Origin of the sequence: Micromonospora sp. CA-249363 (genome assembly GCF_050950185.1) — a bacterium.
In the GTDB taxonomy this organism is placed as follows: domain Bacteria; phylum Actinomycetota; class Actinomycetes; order Mycobacteriales; family Micromonosporaceae; genus Micromonospora.
On the sequence record NZ_CP192020.1, the window covers coordinates 6,157,746 to 6,175,635 of the forward strand.

The 17,890-nt window shown below is 73.7% G+C and carries 19 protein-coding genes; 8 read left to right on the forward strand and 11 right to left on the reverse strand.

Going from position 1 to position 17,890, the window contains the following annotated elements:
• The first annotated feature begins 113 nt into the window (after positions 1 to 113).
• From ACQPZK_RS27495 to ACQPZK_RS27515, 5 genes are all read left to right on the forward strand, one after another.
• Positions 114 to 932 (forward strand): ATP-binding cassette domain-containing protein, encoded by an 819-nt coding sequence (locus tag ACQPZK_RS27495; protein ID WP_396804686.1) that lies wholly within the window; start codon positions 114 to 116, stop codon positions 930 to 932.
• Positions 929 to 2,191 carry a sugar ABC transporter permease gene (locus tag ACQPZK_RS27500; protein ID WP_433535707.1) on the forward strand — a complete coding sequence of 421 codons (1,263 nt, stop codon included), beginning with the start codon at positions 929 to 931 and terminating at the stop codon, positions 2,189 to 2,191. The genes ACQPZK_RS27495 and ACQPZK_RS27500 overlap by 4 nt, the downstream gene beginning before the upstream one ends.
• A 20-nt stretch (positions 2,192 to 2,211) precedes the next feature.
• Entirely contained in the window at positions 2,212 to 3,393 is a 1,182-nt protein-coding gene (locus tag ACQPZK_RS27505) for an ROK family protein (RefSeq protein WP_433535708.1), read from the forward strand.
• A 19-nt stretch (positions 3,394 to 3,412) separates the two neighbouring features.
• A complete protein-coding gene (locus ACQPZK_RS27510; protein WP_433535709.1) occupies positions 3,413 to 3,718 on the forward strand; it encodes a DUF1707 SHOCT-like domain-containing protein in 306 nt (101 codons plus the stop codon).
• A gap of 168 nt (positions 3,719 to 3,886) precedes the next feature.
• The gene (locus ACQPZK_RS27515; RefSeq protein WP_433535710.1) at positions 3,887 to 4,627 is read left to right on the forward strand and encodes a DUF4142 domain-containing protein; all 741 of its coding nucleotides are present in this window, start codon (positions 3,887 to 3,889) and stop codon (positions 4,625 to 4,627) included.
• 23 nt (positions 4,628 to 4,650) lie between these two features.
• On the opposite strand, the gene ACQPZK_RS27520 is transcribed toward ACQPZK_RS27515, so the two are convergent.
• The 4 genes from ACQPZK_RS27520 to tsaB are packed head-to-tail and all read right to left on the reverse strand — an operon-like array spanning position 4,651 to position 7,115.
• Positions 4,651 to 4,905 (reverse strand): hypothetical protein, encoded by a 255-nt coding sequence (locus ACQPZK_RS27520; RefSeq protein ID WP_053660576.1) that lies wholly within the window; start codon positions 4,903 to 4,905, stop codon positions 4,651 to 4,653.
• 14 nt (positions 4,906 to 4,919) lie between these two features.
• A complete protein-coding gene (gene tsaD, locus ACQPZK_RS27525) occupies positions 4,920 to 5,966 on the reverse strand; it encodes a tRNA (adenosine(37)-N6)-threonylcarbamoyltransferase complex transferase subunit TsaD (protein WP_433535711.1) in 1,047 nt (348 codons plus the stop codon).
• Positions 5,959 to 6,441, reverse strand: coding sequence for a ribosomal protein S18-alanine N-acetyltransferase (rimI, locus tag ACQPZK_RS27530; RefSeq protein ID WP_433535712.1), 483 nt, complete (start codon positions 6,439 to 6,441; stop codon positions 5,959 to 5,961). Before rimI ends, tsaD begins: the two co-directional genes overlap by 8 nt.
• Entirely contained in the window at positions 6,438 to 7,115 is a 678-nt protein-coding gene (gene tsaB / locus ACQPZK_RS27535) for a tRNA (adenosine(37)-N6)-threonylcarbamoyltransferase complex dimerization subunit type 1 TsaB (RefSeq protein ID WP_433535713.1), read from the reverse strand. Before tsaB ends, rimI begins: the two co-directional genes overlap by 4 nt.
• 460 nt (positions 7,116 to 7,575) lie before the next feature.
• Here tsaB and ACQPZK_RS27540 point away from each other — a divergent pair, with 460 nt between their 5' ends.
• Positions 7,576 to 8,280: a helix-turn-helix domain-containing protein gene (locus ACQPZK_RS27540; protein WP_433535714.1), complete on the forward strand. Its 705-nt coding sequence runs from the start codon at positions 7,576 to 7,578 to the stop codon at positions 8,278 to 8,280.
• Between the two features lie 81 nt (positions 8,281 to 8,361).
• On the opposite strand, the gene ung is transcribed toward ACQPZK_RS27540, so the two are convergent.
• The 6 genes from ung to ACQPZK_RS27570 form a co-directional block, all read right to left on the reverse strand.
• Positions 8,362 to 9,063, reverse strand: a complete 702-nt coding sequence (gene ung / locus ACQPZK_RS27545) for a uracil-DNA glycosylase (RefSeq protein ID WP_433535715.1) — start codon at positions 9,061 to 9,063, stop codon at positions 8,362 to 8,364.
• Positions 9,064 to 9,129: 66 nt separating this feature from the next.
• Entirely contained in the window at positions 9,130 to 9,612 is a 483-nt protein-coding gene (gene tsaE, locus ACQPZK_RS27550) for a tRNA (adenosine(37)-N6)-threonylcarbamoyltransferase complex ATPase subunit type 1 TsaE (RefSeq protein ID WP_433535716.1), read from the reverse strand.
• Positions 9,609 to 10,712: an alpha/beta fold hydrolase gene (locus ACQPZK_RS27555; protein WP_433535717.1), complete on the reverse strand. Its 1,104-nt coding sequence runs from the start codon at positions 10,710 to 10,712 to the stop codon at positions 9,609 to 9,611. Before ACQPZK_RS27555 ends, tsaE begins: the two co-directional genes overlap by 4 nt.
• The gene (gene alr, locus ACQPZK_RS27560) at positions 10,712 to 11,830 is read right to left on the reverse strand and encodes an alanine racemase (RefSeq protein ID WP_433535718.1); all 1,119 of its coding nucleotides are present in this window, start codon (positions 11,828 to 11,830) and stop codon (positions 10,712 to 10,714) included. Before alr ends, ACQPZK_RS27555 begins: the two co-directional genes overlap by 1 nt.
• A gap of 80 nt (positions 11,831 to 11,910) precedes the next feature.
• Entirely contained in the window at positions 11,911 to 13,380 is a 1,470-nt protein-coding gene (locus ACQPZK_RS27565; protein WP_433535719.1) for an NAD(P)H-hydrate dehydratase, read from the reverse strand.
• 55 nt (positions 13,381 to 13,435) lie between these two features.
• On the reverse strand, positions 13,436 to 13,804 hold the full coding sequence (locus ACQPZK_RS27570; protein ID WP_433535720.1) for a holo-ACP synthase: 369 nt from the start codon (positions 13,802 to 13,804) through the stop codon (positions 13,436 to 13,438).
• A gap of 174 nt (positions 13,805 to 13,978) precedes the next feature.
• On the opposite strand from ACQPZK_RS27570, the gene ACQPZK_RS27575 reads away from it, so the two are divergent.
• On the forward strand, positions 13,979 to 14,275 hold the full coding sequence (locus ACQPZK_RS27575) for a hypothetical protein (RefSeq protein ID WP_433535721.1): 297 nt from the start codon (positions 13,979 to 13,981) through the stop codon (positions 14,273 to 14,275).
• On the forward strand, positions 14,272 to 15,855 hold the full coding sequence (locus ACQPZK_RS27580; protein WP_433535722.1) for an alpha/beta hydrolase: 1,584 nt from the start codon (positions 14,272 to 14,274) through the stop codon (positions 15,853 to 15,855). Before ACQPZK_RS27575 ends, ACQPZK_RS27580 begins: the two co-directional genes overlap by 4 nt.
• A 111-nt stretch (positions 15,856 to 15,966) precedes the next feature.
• Here ACQPZK_RS27580 and glmS read toward each other — a convergent pair whose 3' ends face one another.
• Positions 15,967 to 17,880, reverse strand: coding sequence for a glutamine--fructose-6-phosphate transaminase (isomerizing) (gene glmS, locus ACQPZK_RS27585; protein ID WP_433535723.1), 1,914 nt, complete (start codon positions 17,878 to 17,880; stop codon positions 15,967 to 15,969).
• Between the last annotated feature and the right edge of the window lie 10 nt (positions 17,881 to 17,890).

Genomic DNA, 17,890 nt, shown 5'->3' on the forward strand with positions numbered 1-17,890 from the left:
GACGCCGCAGTACCCGCCGGGACGACCACCGCCGCCCGGCACGGGAGCACCCCTCCCGTGCCGGGCGGCGCCCGCCGGACGGGCCCCGACCCTCCCTTAAGAAGGAGACCCCCGTGTCCGCGACCCCCCTGCTGGAGCTCCGCGGGATCGACAAGAGCTTCGGTCCCGTCCAGGTGCTCCGCGACGTCGCCCTGACCGTCCACCCGGGTGAAGTGACCGCGCTGGTCGGCGACAACGGCGCCGGCAAGTCGACCCTGGTGAAGTGCATCAGCGGCATCCACCCCACCGACGCCGGCGAATTCCTGTTCAACGGCGAACCGGTGCACATCGGCAGCCCCCGCGACGCCGCCGCCCTCGGCATCGAGGTCGTCTACCAGGACCTGGCGCTCTGCGACAACCTGGACATCGTGCAGAACATGTTCCTCGGCCGCGAGAAGCGCAGCGGTCTCGTCCTGGACGAGCCGACCATGGAACAGCTCGCCGCCGAGACGCTGGCCGGGCTCTCCGTCCGCACCGTCACCTCGCTGCGCCAGCACGTCTCCAGCCTCTCCGGTGGTCAGCGCCAGACCGTGGCCATCGCCAAGGCGGTGCTGTGGAACAGCAAGCTCGTCATCCTGGACGAGCCGACCGCGGCGCTCGGCGTGGCGCAGACCGCCCAGGTGCTCGAACTCGTCCGCCGCCTCGCCGACAACGGCCTGGCCGTGGTGCTCATCTCGCACAACATGAACGACGTCTTCGCCGTCGCCGACCGCATCGCGGCGCTCTACCTCGGCCAGATGGTCGCCCAGGTGAAGACCACCGACATCACCCACGCCCAGATCGTCGAGCTGATCACCGCCGGGCGCTCGGGCGGGCTCGGCCTCGCCACCGAGCCGGGCAGCAACGGCGACGGCCCGCAGCCGGCCGATTCGATTCCAGGAGGCGACCGATGACCACCACCGCCGTGCGCAAGGACGGCCCGGCGGCCGTCACACCGGCGCCGACCGTCGGGGGGCACGCCCGCAACTACCTGAGTCGGGTACGCGGTGGCGACGTCGGCGCGTTGCCGGCCGTACTCGGTCTCATCGTGCTCTGCACCGTGTTCGCGGTCATGCGGCCCTCGTCGTTCCTGTCGGCGGGCAACTTCGCCAACCTCTTCACCCAGGGCGCGGCGGTCACGTTGATCGCGATGGGCCTGGTCTTCGTACTGCTGCTCGGCGAGATCGACCTCTCCGCCGGCTTCGCCAGCGGCGTCTGCGCGGCGGTACTGGCAAACGTGGTCACCGTGCTCGGCTACCCCTGGTGGGTCGCCGTGCTCGCCGCGATCGCCACCGGTCTGGTCATCGGCACCAGCCTCGGCATGCTCGTCGCGAAGGTCGGCATCCCGTCCTTCGTGGTCACCCTCGCCGGCTTCCTCGCCTTCCAGGGCATCGTGCTGCTGCTGGTGAAGGAGGGCACCAACATCTCCGTACGCGACGACGTGCTGGTCGCCATCGCCAACCGCAACCTCAGCCCCACCCTGGGCTGGGCGCTGACCATCCTCGCCGTCGTCGGCTACGCGGCGGTGCAACTGCTGCGTCACCGCAACCGGGTGGCCCGAGGCCTGATCAGTGACCCGATCGCCGTGGTGGCGCTGCGGATCGCCGGGCTCGCCATCATCCTCGGCACGGCGGTGTACGTCCTCAACCTGGAACGCAGCCGCAACGTCCTGATCAGCTCGCTCAAGGGCGTGCCGATCGTGGTGCCGATCATCGCGGTGCTGCTGGTCGTGTGGACGTTCGTCCTGCAACGCACCAGCTACGGCCGGCACATCTACGCCGTGGGCGGCAACCGGGAAGCGGCCCGCCGGGCCGGCATCGGCGTCGACCGCATCCGGATCTCGGTGTTCATGATCTGCTCGTCGATGGCCGCCGTCGGGGGCATCGTGGCAGCCAGCCGGGCCAACTCGGTCGACCCGAACACGGGCGGCAGCAACGTACTGCTCTACGCCGTGGGCGCGGCCGTCATCGGTGGCACCAGCCTCTTCGGCGGCAAGGGCCGCGTCCTGGACGCCGTGCTCGGCGGCGCGGTGGTCGCGGTCATCGAGAACGGAATGGGCCTGATGGGGTACAGCGCGGGAGTCAAGTACGTGGTCACCGGCGTCGTGCTCCTGCTCGCCGCGAGCGTCGACGCGCTCTCCCGCCGTCGTGCGGCAGCCACCGGCACCCGCTGACCGCGGGAGGTAGCACCAGCATGCGCACGGCACCCAGCCAGGAGGAGGTCCGCCGGCAGAACCTCGGGGCCCTGCTGCGGTACGTGCACGTCCACGGGGCGACCACCCGCGCCGAACTCACCACGGCACTGGGGTTGAACCGGAGCACCATCGGCGCGCTCACCGCCGACCTGGCCGGCGTCGGGCTGGTCAGCGAGGGAACGCCGAAGGAGACCGGCCGGGCCGGACGACCGTCAATTGTCGTCCGGCCCGAGTCGGCCCGGGTGTACGCGTACGCGTACTCCGTCGAGGTGGACCGCCTGCGGGCCGCGCGGGTCGGTCTGGGCGGCGCGGTGCTGGACCGCCGGGAGCTGGACCGCCCGCGCGGCCTGCTCGCCGCGGAGGCCGCGCCGATGCTGGCCGGCGCCGTCAAGGAGATGCAGCAGGCGGTTCCGGGCGGCGCGATCTGCGTCGGCACCGGCGTCGCGGTCTGCGGCATGGTCCGCCGGGAGGACGGCCTGGTACGGCTCGGTCCCACCACCGGCTGGGTGGACGAACCGATCGGCGCGGCGCTCGGGGCCGAGATGAGCCTCGACGTGCCGGTCACGGTCGGCAACGTGGCCGACGTGGCGGCGTTCGCCGAGCACACCAGGGGCGTCGCGGCCGGCTGCGACAACGTCATCTACCTGTACGGCGATGTCGGCGTCGGCGCCGGCATCATCGCGGGTGGGCGTCGCCTGACCGGACACGGTGGCTACGGCGGCGAGGTCGGGCACATGAAGGTGGTCCGCGACGGCATGCCCTGCGAGTGCGGCGCACGGGGTTGCTGGGAGACCGAGATCGGCGAGCACGGCCTGCTGCGGGCGGCCGGACGCTCCGACGCGCGGGGACGCGACGCGCTGCTGGCCGTGTTCGACGCCGCCGACCGGGGGGACGCCCGCGCCCAGACGGCGGTGCGCCAAGCGGGTGACTGGCTCGGCTTCGGGGTCGCCAACCTGGTCAACGTCTTCAACCCCGAGATGGTCATCTTCGGCGGCACCATGCGCGACCTCTACCTCGCGGCGGCGGCCCAGATCCGCAGTCGACTCAACTCCAACGCCCTCGGTGCGTGTCTGGAGCACGTCCGGCTGCGCACCCCGCAACTCGGTGCGGACGCACCCCTGATCGGGGCCGCCGAGTTGGCCTTCGAACGACTGCTCGCCGACCCCCTCGACGTGGGCTGACCCGCGTACGCTGTCCGGCGTGGACGTCGAGCTGCGCGCCTCCGACGACGACCGTCACCGGGTGGTCGCCGAGCTGCACCGGCACACCACGGTGGGCCGACTCACCCTGGACGAGTTCTCCGAGCGGGTCGGCGCGGTGTGGACCTCCCGCACCCTCGGTGACCTCGCCGCCCTGACCCGGGACCTGCCGCCCCTGGCCGATCCGGCGGCCGCGACGACGGGCGACGGCGGGATCGGGCACGGTCGCCGCGAGCTGCTGGTGCTCTTCGCCGTCGCCGCGCTCACCCTGCTGCTGCTCGGCGGCTTCCTCGCCGTCACCCGCTGAACCGCGTCGCACACGCAGCCCGTTCCGACCCGTCGTCGGCATTTCCACGGCCCGCCCGAATGAACTGATCGGACGATCAGTCCGTACCAGTGGGCGGACGGGCGGCCGGCAGAGTGCGGCTGCCCGGTCCAGACGCGTTTCGGTCCGGACCGAGGAGGCACCGCAGACATGGCACCGCTCAGAACCGCCCGTCCCCGGCCGGGAACCCGGATGCACCGCGCGGCGATGTTGCTCATCGCGATCATCGCGGGGGTCGGTGTCCTGCCCGGCGTGGCCATCGCCGCCCCCGCCGGTGGGCAGCAGCTCAACGCCGCCGACATGACGCTGCTCAACGGCGTGCGGTTGGCCGGGCTGTGGGAGATGCCGGCCGGCCAGATGGCCGCCGAGAAGGGACAGTCGGCGAAGGTACGCGAGATCGGCGCCGGCATCGCCGGTGAACACCAGCGGCTCGACCAGCTCGTCGTGGACGCGGCCAACAAGCTGGGCGCGACCATCCCGAGCGAGCCGACGGCCGAACAGAAGGGCTGGCTGTCGGAGATGCAGAACGCCTCCGGCGCCCGGTTCGACCAGATCTTCGTGACCCGGCTCCGGGTGGCCCACGGCAAGATCTTCCCGGTGATCGGGGCGGTGCGGGCCAGCACCCGGGACGCCACCGTCCGCAAGCTGTGCGAGGACGCCAACGCCTTCGTGCAGCACCACATGCAGATGCTGGAGTCGACCGGCCTGGTCCGGTGGCCCGAGCTGCCGCCGGCCGCGCTGCCCGCGCCCGGCAAGGACGGCCTGCTCGCTGCCGCCGGCGCGAACGCGGGACCGCAGGTCGGGGTGAGCAGCACCGTCGTCTGGTTGGTCTTCCTCGCCGCCCTCGGCACCGGCGGGATCGCCACCTACCGGATGCTGCGCCGTAGCTGACCGACCGTGGAGGTGGCCCGGAGTCAGCGGTCGACCTGGGTGAAGTCCCAGGAGTGCGGGGCGCGGGCCACCAGCAGGGCAGGCGGATCGGGCAGCGGGCGCGGGTTGCTGCGCCACTTGGAGATGACCACGACCCGGTGGTCGGTGGACGAGAAGACCTCGCTGGACACGTGGAGCGGGTCGTGCTCCAGCTCGGGCAGGGCGGTGTCGCACACCCAGGTGATCAGGTCGGCGACGCCGTACGCCTCGGCGCGCGCCTCCCACATCCGAACGATCATCTCCGGCGTCCCCGTCACACGCTGACCGTGGTCAACGGCAGCGCCGAGTCGGCCGGCAGGTCCAGCCGGCTCGGCGCGACCCCGGCGGCGACCAGGTGCGATCCGAGCGCGGCCACCATCGCACCGTTGTCGGTGCACAGCTTCGGCCGCGGCACCCGGACCCGGATGCCGTACTTCTCGGCCCGCTCCTCGGCCATCGCCCGCAGCCGGGAGTTCGCCGCCACTCCCCCGCCGATCACCAGCGTCTCGATTCCCTGCGCCCGGCAGGCGGCGATCGCCTTGTTGGTCAGCACGTCACAGACCGCCTCCTGGAAGGACGCGGCCACGTCGGCGACCGGTACGGGCTCGCCGGCGCGCTGCCGTGCCTCCACCCATCGGGCCACGGCCGTCTTCAGACCGGAGAACGAGAAGTCGTACCGGTGCGCGGCCAGGTCCTTGGCGGCCGTCAGGCCCCGGGGGAAGGCGATCGAGGCGGCGTCACCCGCGCGGGCCTCGCGGTCGATCGGCGGACCGCCCGGGAACGGCAACCCGAGCAGCCGGGCCACCTTGTCGAACGCCTCGCCGGCCGCGTCGTCGATGGTGGCGCCGAGCGGGGTGACGCCCCGGGCCAGGTCGTCGACCAGCAACAGGGACGAGTGGCCGCCGGAGACCAGCAGCGCGATGGCCGGCTCGGGCAGCGGGCCGTGCTCCAGGGTGTCCACCGCCACGTGTGCGGCGAGGTGGTTGACGCCGTACACCGGCTTCTCGGCGGCCAGCGCGTACCCCTTGGCGGCGGCGACGCCGACGAGCAGCGCGCCGGCCAGACCGGGCCCGGAGGTGACCGCGATGGCGTCGATGTCGGCGAGGGTGACGCCGGCGTCGGTGAGTGCCCGCTGCATGGTCGGCACGATGGCTTCGAGGTGGGCCCGGCTGGCCACCTCCGGCACCACGCCCCCGAAACGGGCGTGCTCCTCGACGCTGGACGCGAGCGCGTCGGCCAGCAGGGTGTGCCCCCGTACGATGCCGACGCCGGTCTCGTCGCACGAGGTCTCGATGCCCAGGATCAGCGGTTCGTCAGCCATGGTCGTGTGGTCCGTCCCCGGTCGGCTCGGCGTCGCGCCGCATGACCAGCGCGTCGGTGTTGCTCGGTTGGTAGTAGCCGCGACGCACCCCGATCGGCTCGAACCCGTACGTCGCGTAGAGGCGCTGGGCGGCGGCGTTGTCCACGGCCACCTCCAGCAGGGTGCTGCGGGCGCCCCGACGGTTCGCCTCGGCGAGCAGTTCCTCCAGCAGGACGCGGCCGATGCCACGCCGCTGGACGTCCCGCCGGACGGCGATGACCTGCACCCACACCTCGTCGGGTGGGGCGCCGGCGAGCCCGGCGTAGCCGAGCACCGACCCGTCGTCGTCGGTCGCGACCCGGTAGTGGTGCCCGTTGGCCAGCTCGTTCCAGAACATGGCGGGCGACCACTGCCCGGCGCCGAACAGGTCCGCCTCGAGCGGCATCGCCTGCTCGACGTGCCACCAGCGGAACGGTTCCAGCCGTACCGACGTCACGGGAGGACCGGTTTGCGACCGGTGGCCGCCACGGCGTCCGGACGGCGCAGGTAGAGCGGGGTGAGTCGCTCGCCGGGCGCGCCGGCCCGGATCCGCTCGGCGGCGAGCAGCGCCAGCACGGTGGCCTCCGGGTAGCGCGGCTCGACCCGGACCGGCAGGTCCAGAGTCTCGGCGTACCGGTGTGCTCCGTCGCCGACCGCGACCGTCGCGCCCAGCTCACGGGCGCGGGCGGCAGCGACCGCCGGCGACGACACCTCGGGCCCGACGATCCGCTGACCGGCGCCGTCGTAGACAGCCCAGTACAGCTCCTTGCGGCGGGCGTCGCTGGCGGCCAGCACCGGCTCGCCGGCCGCCGCCGGGTGGCCGATGGCGTCCAGGGAACAGACGCCGTACGTCGGAATGCCGAGCACCTGCCCCATTGTCGCGGCGGTGACCAGGCCGACCCGCAGCCCGGTGAACGGCCCGGGGCCGAGCCCGGCGACGATCGCGCCCAGGTCGCGCGGGCGCGCGCCGGCGTCGGCGAGGACCGCGTCGACCTGCGGCGCGAGCAGTTCACCGTGCGCGCGGGCATCGACCGTGCACCGGTGCGCCCGGGACGTGACGCCATCCGCCGAGATCTCCACCAACGCGGCGGTCACCGCGGGGGTCGAGCTGTCCACCACGAGTACGAGCACGGTTAGCCAGCCTAGCGGCCCCGCCACCGCCCGCCCGTGACGCCCCGCCCCTCGGCCACCACACGGCCGACCGCCGCCCGACCGCGCCGCGCGCTACCAGAGCCGCACGACCGGCCCCGCCCTACCAGAGCCGCCCGACCGCGCCGCCCGACCGGCCCGCCCTGCCGGAGCTGCCCGACCAGCGCCACGCGACCGGCCACGCCCGACCAGCGCGGCCCGACCAGCGCGGCCCTGAAGCCGCAGGCCGGCCGCCCGAACGCTATGCGACCCGACGGCGACCACTCTGATGAGGCTGATGCCTGTCAGTCATCTTGATGACTCACAGGCATCAGCCTCATCAGCATTGCCGCCGTCGCTCGGCGACGCGGCTCCGATCATGCTGATCTCGGCCTGGAAGACCGGGAGTCGTCAATCCGCCGCGGGGCTGTCGGGAACGCTCGACGTGGGCCAGCATGCCGGGATGCCATCGACTCGCCTCGGCAACCTCCTCGGCGCCGTACTACGGCAACAACGTCAACAACGTGAGCTGAGCCAGCGCCAGCTCGCCGGGCTCGCCGAGGTGAGCCAGGCGGCGGTGGCCCGGATCGAACGCGGCGAGCGCTCGCCGAGCATTCCGACGCTGGAGCGGTTGTTCGCCGCGATGGACGTGCAGTTGGTGGTCGCGGTCGAACCTCTGGACGCGCACCTCGATGCCCGCATCGACGAACTGGCGGCCCGGCCGATCGCCGAGCGCGTCGACGACCTGGGACTGGATCGGATGATGGACGCGCTCAAGGACTTCCCACAGGTACTGACCGGCAGCACGGCGGCGCTGTTGCAGGGCGCGCCGGTGCCGGTGGACGCCGTCGAGATCGCCCTCCGCTGGCAGGACTCGAAGCGGTTCACCGGCTGGCTGGAGGCGAACTACGGCCAGCGCTGGAACGCCCGCTGGGAAGAGTTCGGCGGCGTGTGGTTGGAGCCGGAGGAACCGGGCGAGCACCGCTGGTCGACCCTGTACGGCGAGATCAGGGCGACCATGTGCGACGAGCTGCCCGAGACGATCGAGGTGCGCCACGGTGGCCGCGACTATCGGGTGGTGCCGCTTGTCGAGTTGGAGCTGACCGAGCCGCGGGCCGCCGATCTACTGCGCCGCTACCGGGCGCGGCAACTCGCTACCGACGGCTGACCCGAGCCCCAGAGCGAGAGCCACGAGGTCTCGCCGGCAGCACGGTACGCACCAGAGACCCCGCCGGCGCGCAGCGCGGGGTCAGCCGGCGGTGCGCTCCCAGTCGATGGTGGGACGGCCGGCGTCGGCGAGGGCCTTGTTGGCCGCGCTGAATGGGCGGCTGCCCAGGAAGCCGCGCGGGTTCATCGGGCTCGGGTGACCGGCCTCCAGCACCACGTGCCGAGAGTTGGTGACCAGGCCGGCCTTCTTGCGGGCGTAACCGCCCCAGAGCAGGAAGACCACCCGGTCCGGCAGGGCGTCCAGTGCCCGGATGGTGGCGTCGGTGAACTCCTCCCAGCCGGCGTTCGCGTGCGAGCCGGGAGTGGCCTGACGGACGGTCAGCACCGCGTTGAGCAGCAGCACGCCCTGCGCCGCCCAACCGTCGAGGTTGCCGCTGCGCGGCTTGGGCACGCCCACGTCCTCGCCCAGCTCCTTGAAGACGTTGCGCAGCGAGGGCGGCACCGACACGCCCTCGCGGACGCTGAAGCTCAGCCCGTGCGCCTGCCCGGCCCGATGGTAGGGATCCTGCCCGAGGATCAGCACCCGGGTGGCCTCCGGCGGGCAGAGCCGGTACGCCGAGAAGAGATCCTCCACCGGCGGGAAGACGGTCTGCGTCGCGTACTCCCGGGCGACGAACTCGGCCAGCGCGGCCGTGCGGGCCGGATCAAGGTGCGGGGTGAGCACGGCACGCCACTGCTCCGGCAGCAGCGCCAGCAGATCCAGGGCGGGGGCATCGTCGGACATCAGGAACCTCTTCCAGCGCGGGTCGGTCCCCCGCACTCTAGGCACCCGGTCCGACAGCGTCGCGCCCTAACCCAGCTCGGCCAACCGCCGGGCCCAGTCACCACCGACCGGGTCCATCTCGACGATCCGGGTGTCGTCGTCGCGGCGGTCGATGCGGACCCGCAGGTGCGCGTCCACCAACTGCTCCACCAGGCCCTCGCCCCACTCCACCACGGTCACCGACTCGTCCACCGAGGCGTCCAGGTCCAGGTCGTCGATCTCGGCGCGCGGGTCGCTGGCGGCGCCCAGCCGGTACGCGTCGGCGTGCACGAGGGCCACCCGGCCGCCCCGGGCCGGATCGGGCCGGTGCACACGGGCGATCACGAATGTCGGCGAGGTGACGTCCCCGAGGACGTTGAGCCCGGCACCGACGCCCTGGGTGAGGGCGGTCTTGCCGGCGCCCAGCGGGCCGGTCAACAGCACCAGGTCGCCGGCCCGCAGCAGCCCGGCCAGCCGGCGGCCGAACTCCCGAGTGTCCTCGACGGTCGGCAGTTTGACGACGAAACTCACCGGTCCTCCATGCTCTCCAGTGATTCGAGGAACCGCTCCAGCGCGGCGTTGACCTCGTCGGCGTGCTCCAACATCACCACGTGACCACTGTCTTTGATCTTGATGAACTCGGCGTGCGGCAACCGCCGGACGATCTCCTCGGAGTGGGTCACCGGCGTGATCATGTCCTTGTCGCCGACGACCACCAGCACCGGGGCGTTCGCCAACGCCGCCAGCGCCGGGAAGCGCGAGTGCGTGGCGAGGGTCCGCAGGTACCGGGTCACCGTGTCGGCCGAGGTCCGGGAGTTCATGGTCTCCACGTAGGACACGAGCCGGGGACTGGGCTTGCGGGTGCCGAAGCCGTACTTGCGGGTCAACAACCAGGCCACGTTCGACGTCGACTTGCGGGCCCTGTCGATCACCGGGCCGCCGTAGCGGGTGGCGTTGCTGACCATGTAGAGCACCGGACCACCGACCCGGCCCAGCAGCGCCGGGGCGACCAGCTTGGTCTCCGCGACGAGACCGCCCGACGTGGCCATCAGCACCGTGCCCACCACCCGGTCGCCGAACAGTTCCGGGAACAGCTCGGCGAACGCCATGATGGTCATGCCGCCCATCGAGTGCCCGACCAGCACCAGTGGCCCTTCCGGGGCGACCCGGTCGATCACCTGGCGCAGTGTCCGGCCGAGCACCGCCAGGTCGTACTCGCCGGTCTCCAACCGGCCGGAGCGGCCGTGACCGGGCTGGTCGTACGCCACGATCCGGTAGTCACCGCGCTCGGCGAGCATCTTGCGCTGGAAGTGGAAGGTGCCCATGTCCAGGCAGAAGCCGTGCACCAGCACCACCGTCGGGCGCCCCGGCACCGGGCGGGTCGGCTCGACCACCTCGACGTGGATGTCGGTGCCGTCCGGCAGCTCCAGTCGGAACGCCTCGTCGTACCTCTGCTCGCCGAACGTCTCGTCGGCGTAGCGGTCGGTCGGGTCGGTCTTGAGCCGGCGGACCAGGGTGCGTTCGGTCGCGACGCCGGCGGCCAGGCCGGCCGCCGCCACCCCGACCGCGGCCCCGACCAGGCCGGCGACGCGGCCGGCCGCGGTCCGCGGGCGCGGGATGCGGTACGCCATCAGGGGCGCTCGCCGTCGTAGACGCGCGGGACCCGAGTGCTGCCGAACCGGGTGACGATCTCGTAGTTGATCGTGCCGACCGCCTCGGCCCAGTCGTCGGCCGTCGGCTCGCCGTCGGCGCCGCTGCCGAACAGGGTCGCCACGTCGCCGTCGGCCACCGGGTCGTCGCCGCAGTCGAGCACGAACTGGTCCATGCAGACGCGTCCGGAGATCGTCCGGCGCGCGCCGGCGAGCTGCACCGGCCCGGTGTTGGACGCGTGCCGGGGCACACCGTCGGCGTACCCGAGCGGCACCACGGCCAGGTTCGCGTCCGACTCGGTGGTGTAGGTGTGGCCGTAGGAGACGCCGGTCCCGGCGGGTACCCGCTTGGTCAGCATCACCCGGGCCCGGGCGGTCATCGCCGGCCGCAGCCCGTACGTCTCGCCGGCCACCGGGGACAGTCCGTAGATGGCCAGCCCGGGACGGACCAGGTCGAAGTGCGTGTCGGGGCGGGTCAGGGTGGCCGCCGAGTTGGCCAGGTGCCGCCACCGGGGGCGCAGCCCGGCCCGCTCGACCATGGCCAGTCCCTCGTGGAAGACGGCGAGCTGCCGGTCGGTGGTCGGGTGGCCGGGCATGTCGGCGTACACGAAGTGGCTCCACACACCGACCACCTCGACCAGACCGTCGGCCTGGGCCTTCGCGGCGGCGTCGAGCAGAGCCGGCCAGTCGGCGACGGTGGCGCCGCCCCGCGACAGCCCGGTGTCGATCTTTAGGTGCAGGCGGGCGGGGCGCTCGGCACGCCGGCTCGCCTCGATCATCTCGTCGAGCTGCGGCAGGCTGGCGGCGCTGAGATCCACCCCGGCGCTGACGCCCTCGTGCAGCGGCAGCCCGGGCGCGAGCAGCCACGCCAGCACGGGCGCGGTGATGCCGTTCCGGCGCAGCGTGAGCGCCTCGTCGAGGGTGCAGACACCGAGCCAGTCGGCCCCGGCGTCCAGTGCCGCGCGGGCGGCCGGGAGCATGCCGTGGCCGTACCCGTCGGCCTTCACCACCGCCATCAGCTCGGCGGTGGTGCCGGAGCGGAGCCGGCTCACGTTCTCACGGATCGCGTCAAGATCGACGCGTACCTCGGCCTGCCACATGCGCCCAGCCTACTTTCCAGCCTGATCACCGTGGGCGGCGACGCACGGCCCGCCGGTCCGATCCGGTCGGAACCGGACGATCAGCCCAGCCGGGCGATGACCGGACGCAGCGCGGTCACCACGTCGGGCGCGGTCACCGGGCCACTCCGGGCCGCCTCCCGACCGGCCAGCCCATGCAGGTACGCGGCCCCGGCGGCCGCCCGATCCGCCGGCACCCCGGCCGCCAGCAGCGCGCCGAGCAACCCGGCCAGCACGTCCCCGGTGCCGCCGGTGGCCAGCGCCGGGGTGCCGGTCGGATTGACGTACGCCCGGCCGTCCGGCGTGCCGATCACCGTGCGGTCCCCCTTGAGCAGCACCACCGCGTTCATCCAGGCGGCCAGGCGCAGCGCGGACCCGACGCGGTCGGCGCCCGGCTCCTCCCCGCACAGCCGGGTGAACTCCCGGTCGTGCGGGGTGACCACGATCGGGGCGTCCCGGCCGCGCAGCCGGTCGGCGAGTGAGCCGTCGACCAGCAGGGTCAACGCGTCCGCGTCGAGCACCACCGGCACCGAGGTGGCCAGGACCGCCCGCAGCTCGGCCGCCGCGTCGTCGCCGGTGCCCAGCCCGGAGCCGCACACCCACGCCTGCACGCGGCCGGCATCGGCCACCCGGGGCGTGGCGATCACCGAGGGGTGCTGGTGCAGCACCTCGGCGCGGGCCCCACCGGCGTACCGGACCAGCCCGGTCGGCCCGGCGAGCGCACCGCCGACGGAGAGCACCGCCGCGCCCGGGTACGTCGCCGAGCCGGTCGCCACCCCCACCACACCCCGGGTGTACTTCTCCGACGCCGCGCCCAACTCCGGCCACCAGCGCTCCAGGTCGGACCACTCGGTGACGGTCAGCGCGGGGGTGCCCCGCAGCCAGGGCCGCAGCCCGATGTCGACCAGCTCCACCTCTCCGGCCAGGGCGGCGGCCGGCCCGACCACCAGGGCGGGCTTGAGCGCGCCGAAGGCGACGGTCACGTCCGCGCGGACGGCGGTGGGCCGACCGGACGCGGACAGCGGCACGTGCCCGGTGTCCACCGCGACCCCGCTCGGTACGTCCACGGCCAGGACGGTGGCCCGCTGACCGTCGCGCCCGCGCAGGCCGTCCAGACGCTGGGCGACCTCGTCCGCGTTCGCCCGCAACCCACCCGTGCCACCGATCCCGACGATGCCGTCGAGGACCAGGTCCACGGGGCCGGCGGGCCGGTCGACCAGCCGGCCACCGGCGGCCCGTAGCGCGGCCAACCCGGCAGCGTGCGCCCGTCCCGGAGTGAGCAGCAGGGCGGAGACCTCGACGCCCCGGCGGGCCAGCCGCTCACCGGCATAGAGCGCGTCGCCGCCGTTGTCGCCCGAGCCGACGAGCAGCAGCACCCGGCCGCCGTACACGCCGCCGCGCTCGGCGAGCAGCAGGGCGGCCCGTCGGGCCAGCCCGGCCGCGGCACGCTGCATCAACGTGCCCTCCGGCAGCGTGCCCATCAGCCCCGCCTCGGCGGCCCGTACGTCGGCCACCCGCCACACCGGTCTCATGTCACCGTGTCCCATCCGTTTCGCGGGCTGGCCGGCACGGCCCACCCGGCCGACGTCACCGTTCCGCGACCACCATCGCCGATGCGATCCCGCCGTCGTGCGAGAGCGACAGATGCCAGTGGTTGATCCCACGCTCGGCGGCCACCGCCGCGACGGTGCCCGAGACGCTCAGCCACGGCCGGCCGTCGGAGTCAGGCACGATCTCGCAGTCGTGCCACCGCAGCCCGGCCGGAGCGCCGAGGGCCTTGGCGACGGCCTCCTTGGCGGCGAAGCGGGCGGCCAACGACTCCGGCGAGCGCGGACCGCCGGAACGGGTGACCCGCTCCGGGCCGGTGAAGAGCCGGTCGGCGAGCAGCGGCGTCCGCGCAAGGGACCGGGTGAACCGGTCCACCAGGACGACGTCGAGGCCGACAGCGACGATCACCAGACCACCCTACCGGCGGCAGGGGCGGCAGATTAGCCGTCGGGCCCGCCGTGGACAACGCCTGTGGACAGACCGGGGTACGACCGCAGCCCGCCGTCCACAGGGCACTCCGTCGTGGCCCGGCTCTCCCTAGCGTTCAACGCGTCGATGCCGATCCAGCACGGGGGTGGGGTCATGACCGAGGAGCCGTTCGCCGTCCGGCCGCAGGAGCTGCGCGCGGAGGCCAGCGCGCTCGACGACGAGGCGTACCGGTTGGCGTGGGGTCTGGCGCGGGTGCCGGGGCTGCTGGTGCCGGTGCCGGGCTGGCGGACGGCCACGGCGCTGGCGGGGCTGGAGGCGGCCGGGCACGCCTGGTTCTGCCGGTTGGGCGCGGCCGTGGCGGCGACCGCCGGTGGGGTCCGTGCCGCCGCCGAGGCGTACGAGACGGTCGACGATCGGGCCGCCGGTCGGTTCGTCACCGTGCCCCGGTGAGCGGCGTCGGCTACCGGCAGCTCTGGGCCGCCGATCCGGCCGGGTGGCGGGCGGCCGGATCGGCCTGGGCCGGGTTGACCGGCTCCGTCGACCGGCACGCCGATGAGCTGGCCGGAACGGCCGGGCGGCTGCAAAGTGGCTGGTCCGGTGCGGCGGCCACGGCGGCGAACGGCCGGCTCACCGGTCTCCGCGACGAGGTGACGTCGGTGGCGCCGGCGCTGATCGAGACCGACCAGGCGTTGGCCGAGTTGGCCGGACAGCTCGCCGTGGCGAAGGCCCAGCTCGCCGAGGCGGTCGCCCGGGCCGAGGCGGCCGGTCTGACGGTGGATCGGGCCGGCGTGGTGCGGGCCGCCCCGGCGCAACCCGCGTCGACGGCCGCGATCGCGGTGGCGGGAGTGGCGTCGGCGCTGCGCGCGGCGATCGAACGCGCCGACGCGGCGGATCGGGCGGCGGCGGACCGGCTGACCGAGCTGGCCCGTGCCGCGGGCGCCGGTTGGGCGTCCCAGGCACCGCCCGGCCGACCGGCCGCCGGGGCGCCGCCGTCGGTCGTACGCGCCTGGTGGTCCGGGCTGACCCCGGCCCAGCGGCGCTGGCTGGTCGGGCACGAACCGGCGCTGGTCGGCGCCCTGGACGGGGTACCGGTGGCGGCGCGCGACCAGGCCAACCGCCTGCTGCTCGGCGCGCGGCGCGAAGAGTTGCTGGCCGAGCGGCGGCGGTTGTCGGCCCGGGTGCCACCGGGACCGCTGGCGTCGATACGACTGCGCGCGCTCGCGGCGCGGTTGGCCGGCCTGGACGCGCTCACCGAGCGACTGGCCGGCGGGGCGCCCCGGGCGTACCTGCTGGGGTTGGATCCGACCGGCGAGGGGCGGGTGGTGGTGGCGCTCGACGACCCGGACCACGCCGACCGGGTGCTCACGTACGTGCCGGGGATGACCGCCGGGCTTGACGACGCACCCGGCGAGCTGGGCCGGGCCGCGCGGGTGCTGGCCCGCTGCGCGGCGCTCGCGCCGGGTGAGCGCAGCGCGGCGGTGCTGTGGCTGGATTACGACGCGCCGGATTTCCTGACCGAGGCGGCGTCGTCCGGCCAGGCCCGGGACGCCGGCCCGGCACTGCACCGTTTCCAGGAGGGGCTGCGCGCCACCCACGAGGGCCCACCGGCCCGGCAGACGGTGCTCGGGCACAGCTACGGATCGCTGGTGGTGGGCGTGGCCGCCCGGGAGCACGGGCTGGCGGCCGATGCGCTGATGTTCGTCGGCTCGCCCGGAGTGGGCGTGGCGCACGCCGACGAACTGGGCGTACCGGCCGGGCAGGTCTGGGCCAGCAGGGCACCCGACGACGTGATCCGCCTGGCCCGGCCGGTGGACGAGCTGGGTCGTCCGGCCCTGTTGGGCGCTGCTCCGCTCGCGGCGGTGCTGGCCTGGCCGGATCGGCCCGGCTCGGAGCTGTGGTTCGGCCACGACCCGGCGGACGCCGGGTTCGGCGGCCGGGTGTTCCGCAGCGGTCGCGGCGGGCACGCCGGGTACTGGGAGCCGGACAACCCGGCGCTGGACGGGATGGCCCGCGTCGTGCTGGGCCGGTGACGGGACCGGGGTCGCGAACGACGGTGTCCGGGCCACCGGACGCGGCGTCGACGACGGAGCCCCGGCCACCGCGGGTGCGGCGCGGCCGGGGCTCCGGGAGGTGACTGGCGGCTACTCGACGGTGACCGACTTGGCCAGGTTGCGGGGCTGGTCCACGTCGTGCCCCCGGGCCGCGGCGATCTCGGCGGCGAACACCTGTAGCGGCACCGTGGTGACGAGCGGGGCCAGCAGGGTGGGCGTACGCGGCACGTAGATCAGGTGATCGGCGTACCGGACGACGGCCTCGTCACCCTCCTCCGCGATCACGATGGTCCGCGCGCCGCGCGCCCGGACCTCCTGGATGTTGGAGACGACCTTGTCGTGCAGCATGCCCCGGCCCACCGGGGAGGGCACCACGCAGATCACCGGAGTGCCCTTGTCGATCAGGGCGATGGGGCCGTGCTTCAGCTCGCCGGCGGCGAAGCCCTCGGCGTGCATGTACGCCAGCTCCTTGAGCTTGAGCGCGCCTTCGAGGGCCACCGGGTAGCCGACGTGCCGGCCGATGAACAGCACGGTCGGCTCGGACTTCAGCTCGCGGGCCAGCTCGCGGACCGGCTCGATGCGGTCCAGCAGCTCGCGCAGCTTGCCCGGCATCTCCTGGAGCTGGGCCACGACCGCGCCGACCTCGTCGGCGAACTTGATGCCGCGGACCTGGGCCAGGTGCAGGCCGATCAGGTAGCAGGCGACGACCTGGGTGAGGAAAGCCTTGGTGGAGGCGACGGCGATCTCCGGCCCGCCGTGGGTGTAGAGCACGGCGTCGGACTCGCGGGGGATGGTCGAGCCGTTGGTGTTGCAGATGGCGAGGACCCGGGCCTTCTGCTCCTTGGCGTGGCGCAGGGCCATCAGGGTGTCCATCGTCTCGCCGGACTGCGAGATCACCACGATGAGCGTGGACCGGTCGAGCACCGGGTCGCGGTAGCGGAACTCGCTGGCCAGCTCCACCTCGCACGGGATCCGGGTCCAGTGCTCGATGGCGTACTTGGCGACCAGGCCGGCGTGGTACGCGGTGCCGCAGGCCACGATGAAGATCTTGTCGACGTCGCGCAGATCCTGGTCGCTGAGGCGGACCTCGTCCAGGGCGATCTCGCCGCTCTCGGTGAGCCGGCCGAGCAGGGTGTCGGCGATGGCCTGCGGCTGCTCCTCGATCTCCTTGAGCATGAACCAGTCGTAACCGCCCTTCTCGGCGGCGGACGAGTCCCAGTCGATGTGGAAGTCCTTGCCGCTGGCCGGCTGACCGTCGAAGTCGGTGATCTCGATGCTGTCGCCGGTGATCAGGACGATCTGGTCCTGCCCCAGCTCCACCGCCTCGCGGGTGTGCTCGATGAACGCGGCCACGTCGCTGGCCAGGTAGTTCTCGCCGTCGCCCCGACCGACCACCAGCGGCGAGTTGCGCCGGGCGCCGACCACCGCGCCGGGCACCGAGGCGTCGACCGCGAGCAGGGTGAACGCGCCCTCCAGCCGCTGGCACACGACACGCATGCCGGCGGCGAGCAGCTGCGGGCCGTCCGGCTGGCCGGCGGCGCGCAGGTCGGCCAGCGCGGCGGAGAGCAGGTGCGCGGCGCACTCGGTGTCGGTGTCGCTGCTGAACTGGACGCCGTCGGCCTCCAACTCGGCGCGGAGCTTGGCGAAGTTCTCGATGATGCCGTTGTGGATCACCGCGACGCGACCGTCGGGCGCGAGGTGCGGGTGGGCGTTGCGGTCGGTCGGCCCGCCGTGGGTGGCCCACCGGGTGTGCCCGATGCCGGTGGTGCCGTCGCCGATGCCGATCGGGCTCGCGGCGCAGGAGGTCGGGTCGTCGGCGGCCCGCTCGGAGAGCACCTTCTCGAGGTTGGCGAGCTTGCCGGCCTTCTTCTCGGTCAGGAGCTGGTCGTCGCAGACGATCGCGACGCCCGCCGAGTCGTAGCCCCGATATTCGAGCCGCCGCAGCCCGTCGAGCACGATGCTCAGCGCCGGGCGCGCGCCGGCGTATCCCACGATTCCACACATGGCCCGCAGC

Bases quoted from the DNA above. Each gene is read 5' to 3' on its own strand.
- ACQPZK_RS27500 (WP_433535707.1), top strand. From the start codon at position 929: ATGACCACCACCGCCGTGCGCAAGGACGGCCCGGCGGCCGTCACACCG.
- ACQPZK_RS27505 (WP_433535708.1), top strand. From the start codon at position 2,212: ATGCGCACGGCACCCAGCCAGGAGGAGGTCCGCCGGCAGAACCTCGGG.
- ACQPZK_RS27515 (WP_433535710.1), top strand. From the start codon at position 3,887: ATGGCACCGCTCAGAACCGCCCGTCCCCGGCCGGGAACCCGGATGCAC.
- ACQPZK_RS27520 (WP_053660576.1), bottom strand. From the start codon at position 4,905: ATGATCGTTCGGATGTGGGAGGCGCGCGCCGAGGCGTACGGCGTCGCC.
- tsaD (WP_433535711.1), bottom strand. From the start codon at position 5,966: ATGGCTGACGAACCGCTGATCCTGGGCATCGAGACCTCGTGCGACGAG.
- ACQPZK_RS27540 (WP_433535714.1), top strand. From the start codon at position 7,576: ATGCCATCGACTCGCCTCGGCAACCTCCTCGGCGCCGTACTACGGCAA.
- ung (WP_433535715.1), bottom strand. From the start codon at position 9,063: ATGTCCGACGATGCCCCCGCCCTGGATCTGCTGGCGCTGCTGCCGGAG.
- ACQPZK_RS27555 (WP_433535717.1), bottom strand. From the start codon at position 10,712: ATGGCGTACCGCATCCCGCGCCCGCGGACCGCGGCCGGCCGCGTCGCC.
- alr (WP_433535718.1), bottom strand. From the start codon at position 11,830: ATGTGGCAGGCCGAGGTACGCGTCGATCTTGACGCGATCCGTGAGAAC.
- ACQPZK_RS27565 (WP_433535719.1), bottom strand. From the start codon at position 13,380: ATGAGACCGGTGTGGCGGGTGGCCGACGTACGGGCCGCCGAGGCGGGG.
- ACQPZK_RS27575 (WP_433535721.1), top strand. From the start codon at position 13,979: ATGACCGAGGAGCCGTTCGCCGTCCGGCCGCAGGAGCTGCGCGCGGAG.
- glmS (WP_433535723.1), bottom strand. From the start codon at position 17,880: ATGTGTGGAATCGTGGGATACGCCGGCGCGCGCCCGGCGCTGAGCATC.